Origin of the sequence: Saccharicrinis sp. 156 (assembly GCF_050589685.1) — a bacterium.
Taxonomy (GTDB): domain Bacteria; phylum Bacteroidota; class Bacteroidia; order Bacteroidales; family Marinilabiliaceae; genus Saccharicrinis.
In genome coordinates this window covers 29,465-48,099 of record NZ_JBNGOS010000042.1, presented here as the reverse complement: position 1 = coordinate 48,099, position 18,635 = coordinate 29,465, and the positions used below count along the sequence as shown (strand labels likewise).

Genomic DNA, 18,635 nt, shown 5'->3' with positions numbered 1-18,635 from the left:
TTCGGATGTGAATGGGTCTAATAGGGCTTTCGAACATTTTAGTTTTACATCCAGAGGAAAGTTTCTATGGAAAACTGTATTCAATCAAGATATTTCCAGTAAAAGTCTATTCCAATGATTGATAAATTTCTTTCTGTATGCTAAAAAGAACCCAAATAATTAATGGCTCAAAATGCAATTAGTTATTGTGTATTGGGCTTTTTTGTGTATATTTTTCTTTTCAATAATTTCATTTTTTCAAGGAATATTTTGTGTGTATGTTTGCGTAAAATGTAATGAAATGAAGGTATGATAAAACCTCCCAAAATATTTTTATACTACATTATCGTTCTGGTATTATTTGGGGCGTTGGGTTATTTCATTCCTAAAGAAGGAATAGAGCTGGGTGAATCCGGTTATAAAGTCCGTTGGATTTCTTTTGATAATTTGTTAAAGAAAAACATACCTACAGAATCAGTGACAGAGTCAGATCCAATAGAGATAGATTCACTTCAAGTTGTTGATTCCTTGGAGTTGGCCGGCGTTCGAAAAGAAAAAAAGGATTCTGTAAATTTAACTATTGTTTCCAAGCCTGATTCGTTGGCAGAAGATAGTATCATTCAAAAACTTAAACTACAATACCCTTCCGCGTTTAAGAGGATGTTGTATTCCTTTTATCAGGAAATTGAATCAGCGGATGAGCTAAACAGGGTAATTCGAATTATGCACATGGGCGATTCGCAAATTGAAGGCGATCGCATCTCAAAATATTTGCGGGAGAGTTTTCAACGGCAATTTAAAGGATCCGGTCCGGGTTTGATCCCGTTGTATGATCCGAAAAAACAATTTCCTACTGTCTGGATCAATAACAAGGGAGCTTGGAGCGAACATCTGGTGTATCAATATCCCCGGATCATCGAAGGTAATCAATACGGAATCATGGGCAAAGTGGCCAAGATTGATCCGGCAATCGCCGGATCACGCGTCGAGGTAAGTCAATCGTCCATGGCGCAGCCCAGGGCTACAAATTATTATAAGTCGCGATTGTTTTTGAAAAATATTGAAAAGCCTTTGGTTATTGATGCGTATTGGGGGAATGATTTAATTAGTTCTGACTCACTACAAGTAGATGATGGGATTACAGAAATCAATTGGACCTTCAAGCGTGCCCCACGCAGATTCTCCCTCAGTTTTGAGTCTGAACAAAGCCCTTTGTTTTTGGGAATGAGCCTGGACAGTTTAAGTGGAGTGTCAGTGGATAATATTTCTATGCGGGGACAGTCTTCCCCCAGACTCGATAAAACGGATACTTTATTGTACAAATCCATGGCCGAATATATGAACATAGGTTTGGTGATATTGCAATACGGTACCAACATGGTTCCTACTGTGACAGAAAATTATGATTTTTACAGTTTGACTTTTTATCGTCAGTTAGAGATTTTGAAAAAAACCATGCCGGGTGTTCCGGTGTTGGTCGTAGGTGTAGGCGACGTGGGTAAGCTAATTGACGGTAAAGCACACTCGTATAAGCACATATTCAAAATTAAGGAAGCCCAAAAAGAAGCCGCCTTTAAGGCTGGATTTGCCTTTTTTGATCTCTTCGAGGCCATGGGTGGTGAAGGATCAATATTAAAATGGGTCAACGGCGACCCTAAATTGGCAATGTCCGATTACACCCACTTTAGTAAACCTGGCGGCAAAAAAGTTGCCGATTGGTTATATAAAGCCATTATGAGTGAGTATGAGGATTACAAAAAAAACTTACTTTCGACAAAGTGAAAAGGAAAACCATTACTTTTAGTTTCAAATTAACAAGCTAACTACGTTTGGAATATATTATAGGAATATTAAGATATAACCCCAATGCAGGTTTTGTTTTTACACATTATCTGTTTTGGGTTTTCTTTGGTGTGGTGCTGTTGGGTAATGCGCTTTTGTTCAAGCGCAGCGTTTTGCGCAATGCATTCCTATTTGTTGCCAGCATTTTTTTCTATTACAAAGCAGGGGGTTATTACTTTTTTCTGTTGTTTTTTTCGACCATTGTTGATTATTCCATTGGCCTGGGAATTGGGAAGGCTAAAAAGAAGAGCGTCCGGAAGCTTTTAGTGGTGCTCAGCTTACTGGTAAATCTGGGGGTATTAGGTTATTTCAAATACACTTATTTTTTTGCCGACTTTCTATACCAGGTATCAGGAATCCAGGTGAACGTGGTCAATTATTTTTCCATGTTTACCAATGCGATTTTTAATACTAGTCTGGATGCAACGTATATCCTTTTGCCCGTGGGCATTTCCTTCTTCACTTTTCAAACCATCAGTTATTCTATCGATGTTTATCGAAAGCGGATTAAGCCGGTTAAAAATATTCTGGACTTCGGGTTTTACGTTTCCTTTTTTCCACAATTGGTAGCAGGACCTATCGTAAGAGCGTGGGAGTTTATTCCGCAATTGCATAAAAAGTATGTGCTGTCCGAAAAAAGATTTTGGTCGGCTGTATGGTTGATCTTGGGCGGATTGTTCAAAAAAATGGTCATCTCTGATTATCTCTCGGTGAACCTGGTTGATAGAGTCTTTGATGCGCCTATGATGTATAGCGGCATTGAATTGCTGATGGGCGCATACGCCTATACCATGCAAATATATTGCGACTTTTCCGGATATACCGATATCGCTATTGGAGTGGCACTTATCCTGGGTTTTAAACTACCCGATAACTTTAATCTTCCTTATGTGGCCACCTCCGTTACGGATTTTTGGAGAAGGTGGCATATCTCCCTGTCATCCTGGCTGCGCGATTATTTGTACATCCCACTTGGGGGAAACAGGCGCGGGACTATTCGCAGAGGAATTAACCTGATGATTACCATGTTGCTGGGAGGGTTATGGCATGGCGCAGGCTGGTTGTTTGTCATTTGGGGGGCTTTGCATGGATTGGCCTTATTGCTGGAGAAAATGCTGCTTGGAGCATTTAAAAGAATTCACCTAAAAATACCAAGGTTTATCGGGTTTTTGTTCACATTTCATTTTTTGGTGTTTACATGGATTGTGTTCCGTTCGCCCGACCTGGAAACCTTGCAATTGTTTTTTATACGATTAAAAACCGCCTTTTCTATTTATGACATCAAGCAATTGTTTTTGTCATACTCAAATGTGTTGTTTGTGATGTTTTTGGGCTATATGATTCATTGGTTGCCATCCGAATTGGAAAAATTAATAAAATACAACCTTATTAGGGCAAATGTTGTTATAAAGATGATAATAGTAGTTGCTTTTTGTGTAATTATTTACCAATTTAGCCTTATGGATATAAAACCATTTATATATTTCAGGTTTTAGTCCGGTTTCATTGTCTTTCTTTTAACCTGAACTATTCATAAACACACTCAAATATGAATACTGTTCCGGTTAGCCACAAATAGCTGAAGTAAATCTTTGGAAAAAAGTTTTACTGAAATTCAGTCCCTGTCGGAGACAGATTAATTCTTGAATTATTTGGGTTAAGCCTTTTGATGTATCCTCAATACAGATGTTGTTTTGGATGGTTATGGGAAACTGTTTTTTTTATTGGGATTAATTGAGCTGTGTCTTTATACTTTGGTTTTTTATGAGGTTATTGAGATGTGGATTCTGAATGAGTTAACGCATATGAAGTTAAGATTTATACATATTATTTTTATTATTTCAATGTTACCGCATGTCTTGAGCGGTCAACATCACTTTTTCCGTCAATATTCCCTGGAGGAAGGCTTGCCTCAATCTGAGGTGAATGATATTGCCGAGGATAAATTCGGCTATTTATGGCTGGGGACCAACGGAGGAGGTTTGTGTCGTTTTAACGGTATTGACTTTGAAGTGATGACAAAAAAGGACGGGTTGCTCGAGGACCTGGTCATGGGATTGTATTCCGACAATAATTACGATTTATGGATTGGCTCTCCCAAAGGTGTCACAAAATATAACGGAAAGGATTTTAAGTATTACATAAAGTCAGATACCGCCATTTTTCAGGATCGTATGCAGTTTCTTGAGATGATGGATGGTTCGTTGTGGTTGATGGCCAGGAGTGTATCCGGTAATAGAGTGATCTACCATTTTTCGGATCAAGGCGTGCGTGATTTTACCCGTGATAACGCCGAGGTTTTTAAAGACAAAAAAATATTTTTCATGTCGGGATCTGGCTCCAAAAAAATTATGGTGTCAACCAACGAAGGCGTTTATGAAATTGAGAATGGCGAGATTAAGCAATCGGATATCCATAAAAAGTATGGGTTGGAGGATCGAATACTGATTCCTCTGCTACAGGATAAATACAGAAACCAATGGGTGCTTTCCTTCGGGAAGGAAAACAGTAAACAGGATTTGTTACTGTTAGCCCTGGATGGAAAGATAAGAAACATGGAATGGCCTAAGGAGATTTCTTTGGATAGGGTGTTTCGGACCTATGAAGATCGGAACGGTGGGGTATGGATCGCTGTGGCTTCGGGAGGAATTGTTTGGTTTAATGACAACAGAATCAAGCTGTTCAATAAAACGAACGGTTTAAAGACGTCATTGGTTACTTCTTTTGGCGAAGACCGGGAAGGGAATATGTGGTTCGGCACCAGTGGTTCCGGTCTTTTTAAATATGGAGGCGAGAAATTTGTTTCTTTTAATCAGGAGAGTGGGCTGGGAGGAAATATTATAAGAAGTATTTTCCAGGACCGCAACGGGAATGTTTATATGGGCGACGACAACAACACCATTTCGGTTTTCGATGGCGAAAAGGTAGAATTGTTGGAGGCCTCGGCGGAGGCAGATATGGCTCAAGCCCGAAAAATGGTTGAGCTTAAAAACGGCCATATACTTGTTGCAACACTGGGCGGTCTGTTCGAATATAACAAAAAGAGTTTTGTACCTGTAGAAAAGAAATATGGTTTAAAGCCTCGAACCCCGGTTGTTGATATGGTTCAGAATGGAGATACTATCTGGATGGCTATTTACGGAAAAGGCCTGGCCAAGCATGTTTCGGGAAGTAAAAACGAGTGGTTCACACCGCATAATTCAGGACTGACTTCTCCCTTCATTACTAACCTGTTCATCGATTCTAACCAGAATATTTGGATTTCTACTACCAAAGGAGTGTTCAAATACGACAATGAAAGTTTTACGCATTTTTCCGATTTGAACCAGCTCAACTCGTCGTGGGTGTTGCAATCGGCAGAGGATAAAGTGGGCAACATATGGTTTGCCACTTTTACCGGTGGCTTAAACAGGTACGATGGCGAAAAATTCACTTATTTTGATACTTCCACAGGGGTCAGGTCGGACAATATTTATTCTGTCATTGCCGATACGGAAGGAAATATTTGGGCAGGAACCCAAAATGGGGTGGATAAATTAACACTGGATCAAACAGGAGAATTGGTTTCCATCCAAAACTTTGATAAAGATGACGGTTTCATTGGTATCGAGAACAACGGTGGATGTAACCTGTTGGACAGGGAAGGCAGGTTGTGGTTTGGTACGATAAAAGGTGCCATGATGTATAACCCGGATGCCGAGCGGCCCAATTATTTGGAACCGCCCGTATACCTTCGTGAGGTGTTGCTCAATTTTCAGCAGCCCAAGTGGGATTTGGATTCAATTAAGGCAGAATACGATTCTATAAGCCCTTGGTTTTCCTTACCGCAAAACTTAAGCTTACCGTACAACAGAAGTCACTTGTCCTTTGTCTTTGACGGATTGAGTTATACTGTGCCGGAGAAAATAAAGTACAAATGGAAGTTAGAGCCGATAGAGCAGGAGTGGTCGCCCGACAATGATTTTAACATGGCGTTTTACCCCGCCCTGAGCCCGGGAAGATATACATTTAAGGTATTGGCATGTAATAATGACGGGGTTTGGAATGAAGAAGGAGCATCCTATTCTTTTGAAATCAGGCCTGCGTGGTACCAATACAGCATTGTTCGGATTTTAGGAATTCTGTTTGTTGTAGGGTTGGTGCTTTGGTTCATTAGGATGAGGATTGCCAAGGAAAAGAGATTAAAGGATGAACTTGAGGCAAAACTGGTAAAAAACAAGCTGGAGATCCAAAAACAACAAGCAGAGATTAAAAGCCAAACGGAAACATTGGTGGATCAAAAAAAACAGTTGGAGCAGCAAGCCAAGTCGTTAAAAGATAGTAACAAGGATCTTGAGCGTTTAACCAGCATTGGTCAGTTGGTAACTTCTAAACTGTCTATGGACAGGATTTCGGAACTACTGTACCAATCGGTGTCGAAGGTGATGAGCACCGATGTTTTTTTGATTGGAATGTACAATGCGGGCGAGAAGTCGATAGATTTTACGCATAATTATTTGATGGGGGAGCGACAGCCATTTCTCAGGTATTTGATCGAGGACAAAGAACGCCTGGCGGTGTACTCCTTTACCCATGACAGGGACATTCTTATTCGTGATTTTTATAACGAATACAAGCAGTATATATCTGAATTAAGACCTGTCCCGAATGGGGAAGAATCAGAGTCGGCGATATATATTCCACTAAAAACCTCGCATGAGGTGATCGGGGTTATTTCTGTTCAAAGTTTAAAGAAGAATGCCTATACCTCATATCATTTTAACTTTATAAAGAATATCGCCAATTATGCTTCAATCGCACTCGACAATGCCATTAAATATCAATCCTTAGTTCAGGAGCAGAAGGTATTACAGCATAAGCACGAAGATGTTTTGGGAGAAAAAGATGTTTTGGATAAGCAAAAGCAGCTTTTGGAAGAATTGAATGTGGAGAAAAGCCAATTGTTTTCCTTGTTTGTTAAGGGAATACAAGAACCTTTAAATCTATCTATTGGTGATATACAAAGTTTCCTGAAGAAATCCGATAATTGTACCGAGGAGCAAAGAAACTTCCTGAGTGGCATGCTAAAGATTTTAAGGAAGCAGAACGAAGTGGTTAACAAAGTGCTGGAAGTGAGAAATATTGAAAACGACAATTACACCTACCAACCGCAGCGATTTGAGCTGATGCCTGTTCTTCAGGGGATTGTCAATGGTTTAGATGGAGAGGCCCGCGATAAAAACATTCGGGTTAACATTAGTTCCAAAAAGTTTGATGTTTGGCTGGATATGAATTTATTAGTGAAAATAATCGAAAACCTGCTTTCCAATGCCATTCGGTTTTCACCGGAAAACACAGATGTTCAATTAATAGCCATGTCGGATCATAAAAACGTGAAAATTGAGGTACACGACAATGGGCCCGGACTCCAGGAAGAGGAGAAGGAGAAAATATTTAAAAAGTACAGCAGATTGAGGAACATGAAAGATGATGTGCAGCCCACTTCCGGGTTGGGGTTGTATATCGTGAAAAAGTATGTGGATGTCATGAATGGCAGTATTCGCTGCGAAAGTGTCAGTGGATTTGGTACTTCTTTCATTGTAGAGTTTCCTTTGGCATAAAAATTCGGCAGTGGCAAAGTTTTTGAGATAAAAAAAATAGTAAATTTAAAAAAACAAGAGATATGTATGATCCAATCTTATTATTGATATTTGGCGCTTTTTTAGTCTTGAGCTGGATAGTGAGTTCAAGGTTGAAATCTAAATTTAGAAAGTATGCCAAAGTTCCCATGTCGTACGGAATGGCTGGGAAAGATGTTGCAGAGAAAATGTTGAGAGACAATGGTATCTACGATGTGAAAGTGGTTTCGGTGCCAGGTCAGCTGACCGATCATTACAACCCCGCTAACAGAACTGTGAATCTTAGCCCGGAGGTTTATTCCGGTCATGGAGTTTCCTCGGCGGCAGTGGCAGCGCACGAATGTGGTCATGCCGTACAACACGCCCAGGGATATGCCCCTCTTGAGTTGCGTTCGGCGCTGGTTCCTTTGCAAAATGTTAGCGGTAGGGTATTGAATTTTATTTTTATAGCAATGATTTTTGGCGCCTTTTTGCTTCCGGGACTTTTACCGTATAAACTGGCATTACAGATTATTATCGGTTGTTATACCATTTTTACCTTGTTCGCATTTATTACCTTACCTGTTGAGATAAACGCAACCCAAAGGGCCTTGGTGTGGTTAAACAGCAGCGGTGTGGCAACAGGTGCTGTTCACGACAAAGCTAAAGATGCATTAAAATGGGCGGCGTATACATATGTGGTGGCAGCATTGTCATCCTTGGTTACCTTGTTGTACTATGTGTTAAGGTATATCGGTTTGGATGATTAAGTAGTGGCTATCAGAAAACGCCAACAACTGCGTTACGCTTGTCAGGAAAATACGCTTCCCGATGATGGTTGTTATGGGGTGTTCAATAACTGAATGAGGCCTCTTTTTCGAAACGAAGAAGAGGTTTTTTTATGCGTTAGATTAACAGCTCTATAAAGTCTTATCTGGGGTATGGGCATAAAAAAACTTCCCGTCAATTGTTACCTTGAGGGAAGTTCAGAAGTGTGGTTTAGGGCTGAGTAAAATACCCGGATTTGATGGATTAGAATGCGTTAACTTGGTTATGTGATGCATAAATCAGTTTACCTTGGTTAATCATTGAAGTTACATAATTCATCCCTTTGGTTTGAGATATTCTAAGTGTTTTGAATATTTCACCAATGTGAACAGGTTGTTTCTCACTAACAAAGGAAATAATTTTATCCTCTAAGTTAGTCTCGGTTCTCGCTTTTTCCTTAATCATAATGTATAAAAATTTAAATGGTTAATAATAATCTCTATTTTTTGTATACCTTGTTTTCATCATATCAATAATGAGTCCAAAAATTATTTTCACGGCAATTTTAAATATGTTTTTAAACACCTGTAGTGCGCAGGTATTGTACTTAAGTTACAACTATAAAGTTATAATAGAAAGATGCTAAGTCATTATAAGTTTGAGGAGTGTGCAGCTTTTTGTGACGAACGTACGGACGTTAAAAAAACGTTATGGTTGCGTTAAGAAATGGTTTTCTTTAGGAATAGATTATTTGCCCATAATTTTCACATGTTGTAGACATTAGGGGGCAATGTGTGGAATAATAAGAGAGTACGACTATGTTAAGTTACATTTTCGCTACCTATTGATCGCTAGCCATCATATGGAAAAAATCAATTGGAATTAATAGTTGGAAGTACTGACGGGGCTGCTGTTTATATAACTAATCAGCATTTTTGTTTTTTCGCTAATATCTTCCGTAATGGCATGGACCGAAATAGTGGCGCCGGAAATGGAGTCTATGTTTTTTCCAACTTCTAATTCTTTTTGATGGTTAAACCCCCTGAACTGTTTGAGCCACCCTTTTGCCATGACCTCATGTCCGTGAGTGGCTGCATAATTGAAAATTTTTACCAGCTCAATATTGGCATGCTCATCGTAAAATATAAAATAATCGAAGTATTCCGAAGGGCCGTAGGCATCCTGGTCAATAGAACATCCCCCTACTCTGCAACTGTTTACTCTACCAACATACACTATCTTGTTGTCGGTGCCCGGTACTTTAAAAAATTTACCTTGGTAAGGAAGTTCAGCGTGAACGCCAATTTCAATAAGATCATTAATATCACGATTCCACGTTTTTTCTATCTCCTTTTTCAAAGATTTGTGTGCATAATCAATTTTAGATTGACCCGCATTTGCAAAGAAAAAAAAGGACAAGAACAGTAGGGTTAATATCAAATGGAATCTCATCATGATTAATTGTTTTTAATTCGTATAGAAATTTGCCCTGCACATTTTTATTGGGCAGGACAAACTATTTTTCTTCACTTAGTTTTTTAAAACATCAAGCCAAAACCAGCATTAAAGGTTGCGTTTGCTTTGTCATCGGCATCGGTTTTTACAAATTGCAAATCGGTTTTAAAAGCCGCATTTGGAGCAACTTTCCAGGTAATTCCTGTTGTTATTACATTAGCTGCGTAGGCCTTATTTCTTGTGGCGCCTTGTTCAACCGAGTTGTGGGTGTCATATTTCTCAACTCGTACAAACGGAATAAGTTCAGATTTAATTTCACTTATCGTACTGAATACATTGTAACCGGCTTCGGCATAATACCCAAGCATTGACTTGCCAAGGTCCTTTCCGGTAAACTCGTTATATTCTTTTGTGTTCCCTAAGCTATTATAATATAATTGGCCTCTTAACTGTAAACCACTGTTCGAATATCTAACGTCAGCTCCGATCATAGAAATATTTACAACGGAAGAATCTGCCATGGCCATCATGTTTTTATCGTCTTTCTCGATTCCATCATAGAGGGTACTTTGCGATTTTCCGAAATAACCCGATAACCCGATGTTCAGCCCTCTAATGCCAAAATACTCCACCTTGGCAGCCAGGTTGGGCGAGCTGATATATGATTCAGCACCTTTTTGGCGACCTTTTCGGAGCCCATCCTGACCTCTAAATTTACCGCCGCCGTTATCCTCGTCGTAACCGTTAAAGCCGTTCATAATGTAAGCCTGGTAACGGATATTGGCCGGAACAACTACACCTGTAAAGCCAGCTCCTATTTCCCTCCAGGTTGTGGGGGCAATCAACTTGTCCACATGTGGACGTTCAACACCGTTAAAAGTGTTGGGTTCGTGATATTCATTGATAATGCCCATTGGAGCCAATAATAATCCCGCACGTAAGTTTAGTGCGTTATTGATTTTATATTGCAAAAAAGCTTGTTCAACATACACTTCACTAACATGTTCAAATTCAAGTTCGGTGATAAATTGGGTTCTTTCGTTAAACTGGTATCCAAATAACATCACTACACGATGAACGTCTAAAGTACCGTTGTTTTTTATATCCGAATCTAAAGCCTGATTATAGTGTACTTCGGCATAACCGCCAATGGTGAGCTTGCCATCAGTCTTCATCAATCTTTCCGCTGTATTTAAATACCTGTTGTTATCGGAATTTTGTGCGTTAAAAGTAAAAGAGCAAACAATGAATGCCATAAATAGATAAAGAGTTTTCATTCAATTACGTGTTTTATTTATTAGTATTTATACCTGCGTAGGGCGGTGTTAAATTTTATGGAATCAAAGATAGGCCAGGGGGAAGCTTCCGGAAATCCCAAGAATTAGGTATACCTATGCTTAAATGTAGAACGGGTTTATGTAATGTTCGAAAAGTACATGAGGGTGAAATATGTAACGTTCAGGTATACAGTGATGTGTGTGCGTTAATGTGCAGGAGGTGGACTATAAATTATATAACCATATTTAGGGGGGTGGATGTATACTTTCGGTGGCTTTATGGTACAAAAAAAGCCCAGTCAACAACTAGGCTTTAAATGATTTGAATGGGTTCGTTTACAAACTCCAATATTCCAATTCGTTTATTTTTCCACGGAATACACCTTTGATGTCTACAAAGACAGCATTGTGATTGGTGATACTTTTAAAGTAATCCTCGTCAAGGTCAAGATATTCTTTATGGTTGACAGCTAAAATAACCGCTTCGTATTTTTTAGTTATTTCCGGGATTAACGCATAGCCATATTCCTCAAGTAACTCGCGGGAATCGGCGTAAGGGTCCACCACGTCAACATGGGCACTGTACGAAACGAGCTCCTTATATACATCGGCTACTTTCGAATTACGGATGTCGCTTACATTTTCCTTAAAGGTAGCACCCATAATTAATATTTTGGCGCCGTTTACGTTATGTCCTTTTTTAATGAGTTTTTTAATGGTGGTCTCGGCTACGTAGCTACCCATCGAATCGTTGATAACCCTTCCGCCATCAATAATTTTGGAGTGGTATCCTAAGGCATTTGCTTTGTAAGTTAGGTAGTATGGGTCTACACCAATACAGTGTCCTCCCACCAAACCAGGGAAGAATTTCAGGAAATTCCATTTGGTGCCAGCCGCCTCCAATACTTCGTAGGTATTAATATCCATGCGGTCAAAAATTAACGAGAGTTCGTTCATCAAAGCAATATTTACATCGCGTTGTGTGTTTTCAATAATTTTTGCGGCCTCAGCTACTTTTATCGAACTGGCCTTATGGATGCCTGCTTTTATAATGGATGCGTACACTTCGGCTATGATATCCAGTGATTCGGCATCGCTACCGGAAACGATTTTCAGTATTTTGGTTAAGGTATGCTCTTTGTCGCCCGGATTGATCCTCTCCGGGGAATATCCCACTTTAAAGTCAGTGCCAAATTTCAGTCCCGATTCCTGTTCCAGGATGGGTACGCAATCTTCTTCGGTGCAACCCGGGTAAACGGTTGATTCGAAAACTACGATATCTCCTTTTTTTAACGCTTTTCCTACTGTTCTCGAAGCGCTCAGCAATGGGGTCAGGTTGGGTAGGTTATGTTCGTTTATGGGCGTAGGAACCGCAACAACATGAAACGTGGCTTCCTTTACATCTTCAATTTGGTTGGTAAACTCGATATCGCAACCATCAAAGTCTTCTTTGTTCAGTTCCTTGCTGGGGTCGATGCCTTGCCTCATCAGGTCGATTCGATCCTGTTTGATGTCGAAACCTACCACTTTCATATTCCTGGCAAACTCAAGGGCGATAGGTAAGCCTACATATCCCAGGCCGATAACGGATAGTTTAGTCTCTTTGGCTAATAATTTATCTAACATGCTGTAAGGTTTTGTGAAATTTCGTCTTAATTTCGTCTTAATAATTTAGTTGTGCTAACGGGTTTTGAATAATGTACGTTTTTCTTTGACTGAGCTTTGAAAAAATATGATGGACAAATTAAGATTCGTTGATGTCTATGGTTAGAATCCAAAGTTAAGTCCAAAAACAATCATCTTGTTGTCACCAACATAAGGTGGAGGAGTATACAGTTCTTGGTCTTCCCCTGAAATATGATAGTTTTCAACCTCTGCATACGCATAGGCATCGTTTATTATTTGGTATAATACTCTAAGTTGAATAGCGCCCTTTTTGTATTTAACATCTTCCATAAATGAATACCCGGTTCGCCCGTCCCCCCACAGGTTTTCAATGGCTCCGCTTTCTTCCAGTATTTTTTGGTTGTCCTTGCCCTTCCTGCAATACGTGTACGACAGCTGAATATCCAGACCGCGAATGGGTTTGTACCGTGCCGATAAAAATATTTCATCGGCATTGTCTCTTAAATAATGTCCCAAAGTATACCTGTTGCTTTCGTAGGTTAACGACGGAATAAAATGGGTATAGGTAAAGGGGTTGGTTCTGGTGTATTCTGCGGTTAGGCTTAAATCCGGAAGTATGTCCGTCGCCCTGGCACCAAGTTTTAAACTGACGAAATTGGAATGTTCTTCTTGGTTGAACATGTCCGATACCGAAATTTCATCGACAAAAATACTGGCATACAAGTGCGTGTTCTTCAGGTTTCTGCTGCTGATGTCGAAAAACATTTGGGTGTTATGCCCGGCGCTGTTGCGCGAACCATTATAGCTGTGGTCTGCCGATTTGTAAAACAGGAAAGGAATAAGATAGGCGGCATTCACATCGCCATCGCTATATACAATGCTGTTACCGATGGAGAAGTACAGTTTTTTCCAAGGCTGGACCGTGATTAAGTTGGCCGCTATAAATTTGTTGGAGTATACGCGTCGGGTGTCGTTATATAAATTATACGAGGCAGCGCTGTCCACCACTTCTGATGCCAACCAGCCGTGCAGATAGTTGATCTCAAGCCATGTTGCAGGTTTCAGGTTGAATTTAATATGGGCAAAACTTGGCGTGTGCCCGGAAAAAATGTTGGAACCATTGTAATTGTTTCCCCAGGTGAAATGATCCTTTACGACTCCTATATTACCGGTTTTCCAGCTATAAACCAAGCCACCCCTGGCTTCGCTGTAGTCTTTTTTATCTGCCCCTAATTTGTATACGGCGCCCCTGTGTTGCGTTAAATATTCCGGCGATCCGAAGGTGTCGCTTTCGTAGTTGTCCCGCAAACTACCGTAAAACGCAAGGTTTTGGCCAACATAACCAAAAAAACGCGCACCATTCCACCGGTGTTGTTCAAAACCATTTGAGTTGGCATAACCACGGCCTCCGAAAATAGCGTTGACCGATAATTTGAAAGTTGTATCGCTATAATAAAAAACGTCGAATCGTTTATTGAAATCTTTGTTAGAATATAACTCTTTGTTGAAATCTTTCAGGTAAAATCCTACCTCTTCTTTTTGACGGGAAGTAAGTTTGTTGTTGTTTCCGGCTTCCGACAAAAAAAGAGCGATTTGCTTACGCGAATAAGGTTTTACGCAACTGTTAACGTTTATGGTGCCTTTGTTGGCCAGTTCGTCGATAAAATCATAGACTGCCTCATTGTCCAGGTGATACGGGTTGCTTTGTCCATTTAGAGCTTGAAAAAAAAACAAGGAAAGTACGGTATAAAACAATAAGGTTTTAGGACGAATTATCATGGTTTTAATATGACTTGAGATATCTCCCATTTTTTACACATGTTCTTTCAGAACTTCCTGATAAACATCTAACAGACGTTTCGAAATAAATTCCACATCCATGTGTTTCACCTTGTCCCTGCCGTTTGTTCTTTTGCCAAAGTGAAGCGCGGTGTCCAGTGCATTGGCGATTTCTTCCGGATCACTTTCCACAATAAAGCAACCATCCACTTCCCTGGTCATGTCGGCAACGTCTCCCACATCGGTTGAGACGATGGGCAGCGAGCATGCCATGGCTTCTTTAATCACATTGGGCGAACCTTCCCACCTCGACGTCAAAAGCAAAACATCTGCGGCGTAATAATACGAAGGAACCTTATCGATCTCCACATTGTTCACGATGGTTAATTCTACGTCATCGGTTTCGATGTGGGAAAAGGATTCTCTGGCCAACGAGAAGTTCTTTTCTTTTCTTTGGGGATCAGACACCCATAAAACATGTGCCGCCGAGCTGAAACCGGCTTGCCTGCGCGCTATTTCCCTGTCGATAGGTTTAAATCGTTTGAAATTGATTCCGTTAGGGATGATCTTGGCATTTTTAATTTTTAAAGTGTCAAGCATATTCTGAGATTTTACGATGGTACAATCCCAAAACAGATTGGCAAATAATCGGGTAATTCTGGATGCCGTTTTTTCGAGCCTGTAATCAGAACCCATCAATGAAACGATCAACGGCTTTATCCCGGCAAAGGAAGCGGTAAAACCCGAATAGCCAAATTGGGCATGGATTAAATCGTAATTACCTTTTTTTGCAAACTTCCTGAGTTTGCCTATGTGCGAAATATAATTCCACATGCCAACACCGGGTATATCATAATACTCCACGGTAGCACCGGTTTTTGCTATTGAGTTTCCCTGGGTGGTCACCAAATGAGTTCGGGCCGATATTCCCTGACTGCTATATACATATAGAATTTTTAGCTTGCTGAAATCCACTTCTTAACAATTAGATAATTGTAAAAATAACTAATTTACTTATAAAACAAGGGTTTATTGAAAGTTTGAGCTGATTCATACCTTATAAATTTTGATTTTAATGGTCGCATGGAACTTGCAAGTAAATTTTAACCATGCACCAGGGTTCAAATCTTTAATAATATCTTACAAGTTCTGTTTTTTTTTAATAAGGTATGCTTTATATCAATATTAGGGACTTTTCTGTGCTCAAGACTTAAACTACAAATTAAAGTAAAAGTTGAAACTTAAAAAAACACATCGCGTACCAATTTTAAATAAAACCAGCATTATTAATATTATATATGGTACTTATGAGAAAATTTGCAACGGGTATGCTTTGCACGATGCTTTGCATCTATAGCTTTGCGCAGGAAATAGCGACCCAAAAACAAAATGTATTCCGGGGGGTTCATAAAGTGGTGGTGAATGCCGATTTCTGTTCCCTAAAGTTAACTGGGCACCGTTCCGATGTAGTAAATTTTAACGGGGTAATTATATCTCAGGAGAATCTGGAAGCCTACGGTTTTGAAGTTAATCAGCAGGATGACACTTTAAATATTAGGGTTACAAAACCGGAACATTGGAAATCGCATTGGGGAGAAGTAATTTTAAAGTTGCCCGAAGGTATCGTGATTGAAGCCATAACACAGTCAGGGAAAGTTGAGGCGACAAGCGTAAAGGGTATTCGTTTACATGTTCTGTCTAAATCGGGTCATGTTTTTTTGAGCTCCGTAGAAGGAAGCGTTACTGTCACCTCACCGGCAGGAGATCTTAAAGCTGAGGGTTTTTCGGGGGTTTTAAAGGCAAAAACCAAAACCGGGACAGTGAACGTAAAAGGTTTTAATGGGAATTGTGCTATTGAATGCCATAAAGGGCCGATTCATATTGCGGATGCACAGGGTACACTATTTGTTGACGGTGGCACAGGTAACCTGGAGGTGGAAAATGTGAAAGGTGACATTACCTTGAAATCCACCAGTGGTGATACTAAACTGTCTATTGCCAAAGGAAATATATCGGTTAAAACATTCGATGGGGATATGAAACTGTTTAATACCAGCGGGGTTTACACCGTGCAATCTTCGACAGGGAATATAACGGGGACAAGAGTTGTTTTCACCGCACCTTCGTCTTTTGCCTCAACAGAGGGAAATATAAAAGTTCAAATGAATACGAAAGAAAATCTGGCTTTCGAACTAAAGTCGAGCCACGCCTACGTAAGAGCCATGGGGAAATCGAAAAAGAAATCGCTGAAGATAGGCAAGGGCGACATCCTGATTACTGGAACCAGCACCACCGGTAGTCAGGCCTACTACTAACCGTATCGCGGTAACGAATATTTGGTTGAGCCTGGTTCATCGTTTTGCTATGCTGTTTTTAGGCATGCTGCTGACGGTGCACACAGGGCAAGTGACTTTAAAAACAATGCTGAGACACGGAAAAGTTTTTTCTTATTCCGTGCCTCAGTGTTCTTTTAGTTGTTCCCTAGAATCATGGGTAAGCCATCTTCGCCGGAGCCAATGACTACTACTTTGGTGTTCGGCGACTCGGCCAATTTTAAGGTGGCGTCGATGCCTTTTTGCTTAAGAATGTTAGGCGTTAAACTCGCGCTGATAATGCGGTTGTAATTAGAAATTCCTTGTGCCTCAATTTCCCTACGTTCTGCTTCGCTTCGTTCTTTGTCCAGTTTAAACTGATAGGCCAAAGCTTCCTGCTCCTGCTGCAGCTTGTTTTCAATGGCGGCTTTAATCTGTGCAGGTAATTGAATGGAGCGAATAAGTAATGCCCTCATTTCAATGTGGTTTTTCTTAAGTACTTCCGATGTTTCCAGCTCAATTAGGTCTTCAACTTCTTTACGTTTTGTGGAAAACAGCTCTTCGGCGGTGTAGCGTCCGGTTATACTACGCACCACTGAACGTACCTCCGGAATAACGAGTACATTGATGTAATCCGTACCAAATTTTTGGTGCAGCTGTCCGATTCTATCATAAATGGGGTTAAAACGAACGGTAATGTCCATGTTAATCGACATACTGTTTTTGTCTAAAACATCCATGGTTTCCTCGCGGGTCTGCTCTTTTACCTTGTAAACAATAACCTGGTTCCAAGGGGCAATAACTGTGAGTCCGGCCACTTTAATGTTGTCCACATCCAAACCTACGGTGTACGGCTTAAAAATAACGGCACGCTCGCCAGGTTGAATAATATGAAACATTCTGCTTCCAAAAATAACTAATAGAACTATGGCTCCTAAGAGCAAGCCTATGATAATAGGTGATACTTTACTATTCATATTTCTTGTTTTTAAGTTTTCGTATTGCGATTAAACAATTAATTATCAAATCTACGAAATAAAATTAAGCTCTATGCTGAAGTCATCAACTTACTGATGGGAATCGGTAATTTAACTATATTTGTTTCGCAAGTAAAACTCAATTATGCAACAGCTTAAAGGATATTTATTGATTTTGGCTTCGGTTATCTCTTTTGCTATCATGTCTATACTGGTAAAGATGATTCCGCAAGTAAATTCAACCATCACTACGTTTACACGATTTGCCGTAGGAGTGGGGATTTTGGGGATGCTTGCCATGACAAAAAAGATAAAGCTGAATTTTATAAACAGTCCTTTTTTATTGTTGCGAGGTTTTACCGGGGGCTTGGCGGTTTTTATGATGTATTATTCCATCGTTAACCTGGGGGTTGGTAAGGCAACCGTTTATGTGTATTCGTACCCGGTATTTGCGACTTTGTTAAGTGTGATTGTTTTTAAGGAAAAAGTGCGGTTGGTGCAGTGGCTGTTTGTTCTGATGGCCTTTGCCGGGATTTTTATGCTTTCGGTGAAGGAGGGCGTGGATATTACCCAAATTACGGTATTCGAGCTGATTGCAATGGGAGGCGCTTTGTTATCTGCCATATCTGTTATATTGGTGAAGAAATTGCATGACACGGACTCTTCTTATGCCATCTTTTTTGCGCAAAGTATTGTGGGTTTCTGGCTGTTTTTGTTTCCGGCCAATATCTCCAGCCATCATGGCGATTTATCTGTGGGTTATATCTTGATCGCGCTAGGGGTCATATCCGCCATTGGTCAGTTGGTCATGACCGAAGGGTATAAATATGTTCCGGTTTCCCGAGGCTCGTCCATGCATATGATGGTGCCGGTTTTGAATATAATTATTGGGTACTTTTTCTTTGAAGAGGTCTTGAGCATAAAGGAACTCACAGGTGCCGTTTTAGTGGTGTTGGCCTGTGTAGGCGTGATCGCGACTAAAGGGCTAAAGTTTAAATTCTTTAAGCCCTGGTAGGTTTTCTA

Annotated in this window: 13 protein-coding genes; 6 read left to right on the top strand and 7 right to left on the bottom strand. The window is 40.2% G+C overall.

Annotated elements, in window-relative coordinates; genetic code table 11:
- Nucleotides 1–288: 288 nt before the first annotated feature.
- From ACRD64_RS21190 to ACRD64_RS21175, 4 genes are all read left to right on the top strand, one after another.
- Nucleotides 289–1,761 (top strand): hypothetical protein, encoded by a 1,473-nt coding sequence (locus tag ACRD64_RS21190; protein WP_430935829.1) that lies wholly within the window; start codon nucleotides 289–291, stop codon nucleotides 1,759–1,761.
- Nucleotides 1,762–1,808: 47 nt separating this feature from the next.
- Nucleotides 1,809–3,317 (top strand): MBOAT family O-acyltransferase, encoded by a 1,509-nt coding sequence (locus ACRD64_RS21185; RefSeq protein ID WP_430935827.1) that lies wholly within the window; start codon nucleotides 1,809–1,811, stop codon nucleotides 3,315–3,317.
- Nucleotides 3,318–3,626: 309 nt separating this feature from the next.
- Nucleotides 3,627–7,421 carry a sensor histidine kinase gene (locus tag ACRD64_RS21180; RefSeq protein WP_430935825.1) on the top strand — a complete coding sequence of 1,265 codons (3,795 nt, stop codon included), beginning with the start codon at nucleotides 3,627–3,629 and terminating at the stop codon, nucleotides 7,419–7,421.
- Nucleotides 7,422–7,483: 62 nt separating this feature from the next.
- Nucleotides 7,484–8,188 carry a zinc metallopeptidase gene (locus tag ACRD64_RS21175; protein WP_430935823.1) on the top strand — a complete coding sequence of 235 codons (705 nt, stop codon included), beginning with the start codon at nucleotides 7,484–7,486 and terminating at the stop codon, nucleotides 8,186–8,188.
- A gap of 262 nt (nucleotides 8,189–8,450) precedes the next feature.
- Here ACRD64_RS21175 and ACRD64_RS21170 read toward each other — a convergent pair whose 3' ends face one another.
- The 6 genes from ACRD64_RS21170 to ACRD64_RS21145 all read right to left on the bottom strand — a co-directional run bounded on the left by ACRD64_RS21170 (nucleotide 8,451) and on the right by ACRD64_RS21145 (nucleotide 15,298).
- Nucleotides 8,451–8,651: a hypothetical protein gene (locus ACRD64_RS21170; protein WP_430935821.1), complete on the bottom strand. Its 201-nt coding sequence runs from the start codon at nucleotides 8,649–8,651 to the stop codon at nucleotides 8,451–8,453.
- 417 nt (nucleotides 8,652–9,068) lie between these two features.
- Nucleotides 9,069–9,641, bottom strand: a complete 573-nt coding sequence (locus ACRD64_RS21165) for an FMN-binding protein (protein WP_430935819.1) — start codon at nucleotides 9,639–9,641, stop codon at nucleotides 9,069–9,071.
- An 83-nt stretch (nucleotides 9,642–9,724) separates the two neighbouring features.
- On the bottom strand, nucleotides 9,725–10,918 hold the full coding sequence (locus ACRD64_RS21160; protein WP_430935817.1) for a hypothetical protein: 1,194 nt from the start codon (nucleotides 10,916–10,918) through the stop codon (nucleotides 9,725–9,727).
- 336 nt (nucleotides 10,919–11,254) lie between these two features.
- Complete coding sequence (locus tag ACRD64_RS21155) at nucleotides 11,255–12,544, bottom strand: nucleotide sugar dehydrogenase (protein ID WP_430935815.1); 1,290 nt, start codon at nucleotides 12,542–12,544, stop codon at nucleotides 11,255–11,257.
- A gap of 141 nt (nucleotides 12,545–12,685) precedes the next feature.
- Nucleotides 12,686–14,353: a hypothetical protein gene (locus tag ACRD64_RS21150; RefSeq protein ID WP_430935813.1), complete on the bottom strand. Its 1,668-nt coding sequence runs from the start codon at nucleotides 14,351–14,353 to the stop codon at nucleotides 12,686–12,688.
- A 3-nt stretch (nucleotides 14,354–14,356) separates the two neighbouring features.
- Complete coding sequence (locus ACRD64_RS21145) at nucleotides 14,357–15,298, bottom strand: glycosyltransferase (protein ID WP_430935811.1); 942 nt, start codon at nucleotides 15,296–15,298, stop codon at nucleotides 14,357–14,359.
- Between the two features lie 332 nt (nucleotides 15,299–15,630).
- Between ACRD64_RS21145 and ACRD64_RS21140 the strand changes: the two genes are divergently transcribed.
- Nucleotides 15,631–16,638: a DUF4097 family beta strand repeat-containing protein gene (locus ACRD64_RS21140; protein ID WP_430935809.1), complete on the top strand. Its 1,008-nt coding sequence runs from the start codon at nucleotides 15,631–15,633 to the stop codon at nucleotides 16,636–16,638.
- 155 nt (nucleotides 16,639–16,793) lie between these two features.
- Here the strand turns inward: ACRD64_RS21140 and ACRD64_RS21135 are convergent, their stop codons facing one another.
- Nucleotides 16,794–17,612, bottom strand: a complete 819-nt coding sequence (locus tag ACRD64_RS21135; protein ID WP_430935807.1) for a prohibitin family protein — start codon at nucleotides 17,610–17,612, stop codon at nucleotides 16,794–16,796.
- Between the two features lie 145 nt (nucleotides 17,613–17,757).
- Here ACRD64_RS21135 and ACRD64_RS21130 point away from each other — a divergent pair, with 145 nt between their 5' ends.
- On the top strand, nucleotides 17,758–18,627 hold the full coding sequence (locus ACRD64_RS21130) for a DMT family transporter (RefSeq protein WP_430935805.1): 870 nt from the start codon (nucleotides 17,758–17,760) through the stop codon (nucleotides 18,625–18,627).
- Nucleotides 18,628–18,635: the final 8 nt, after the last annotated feature.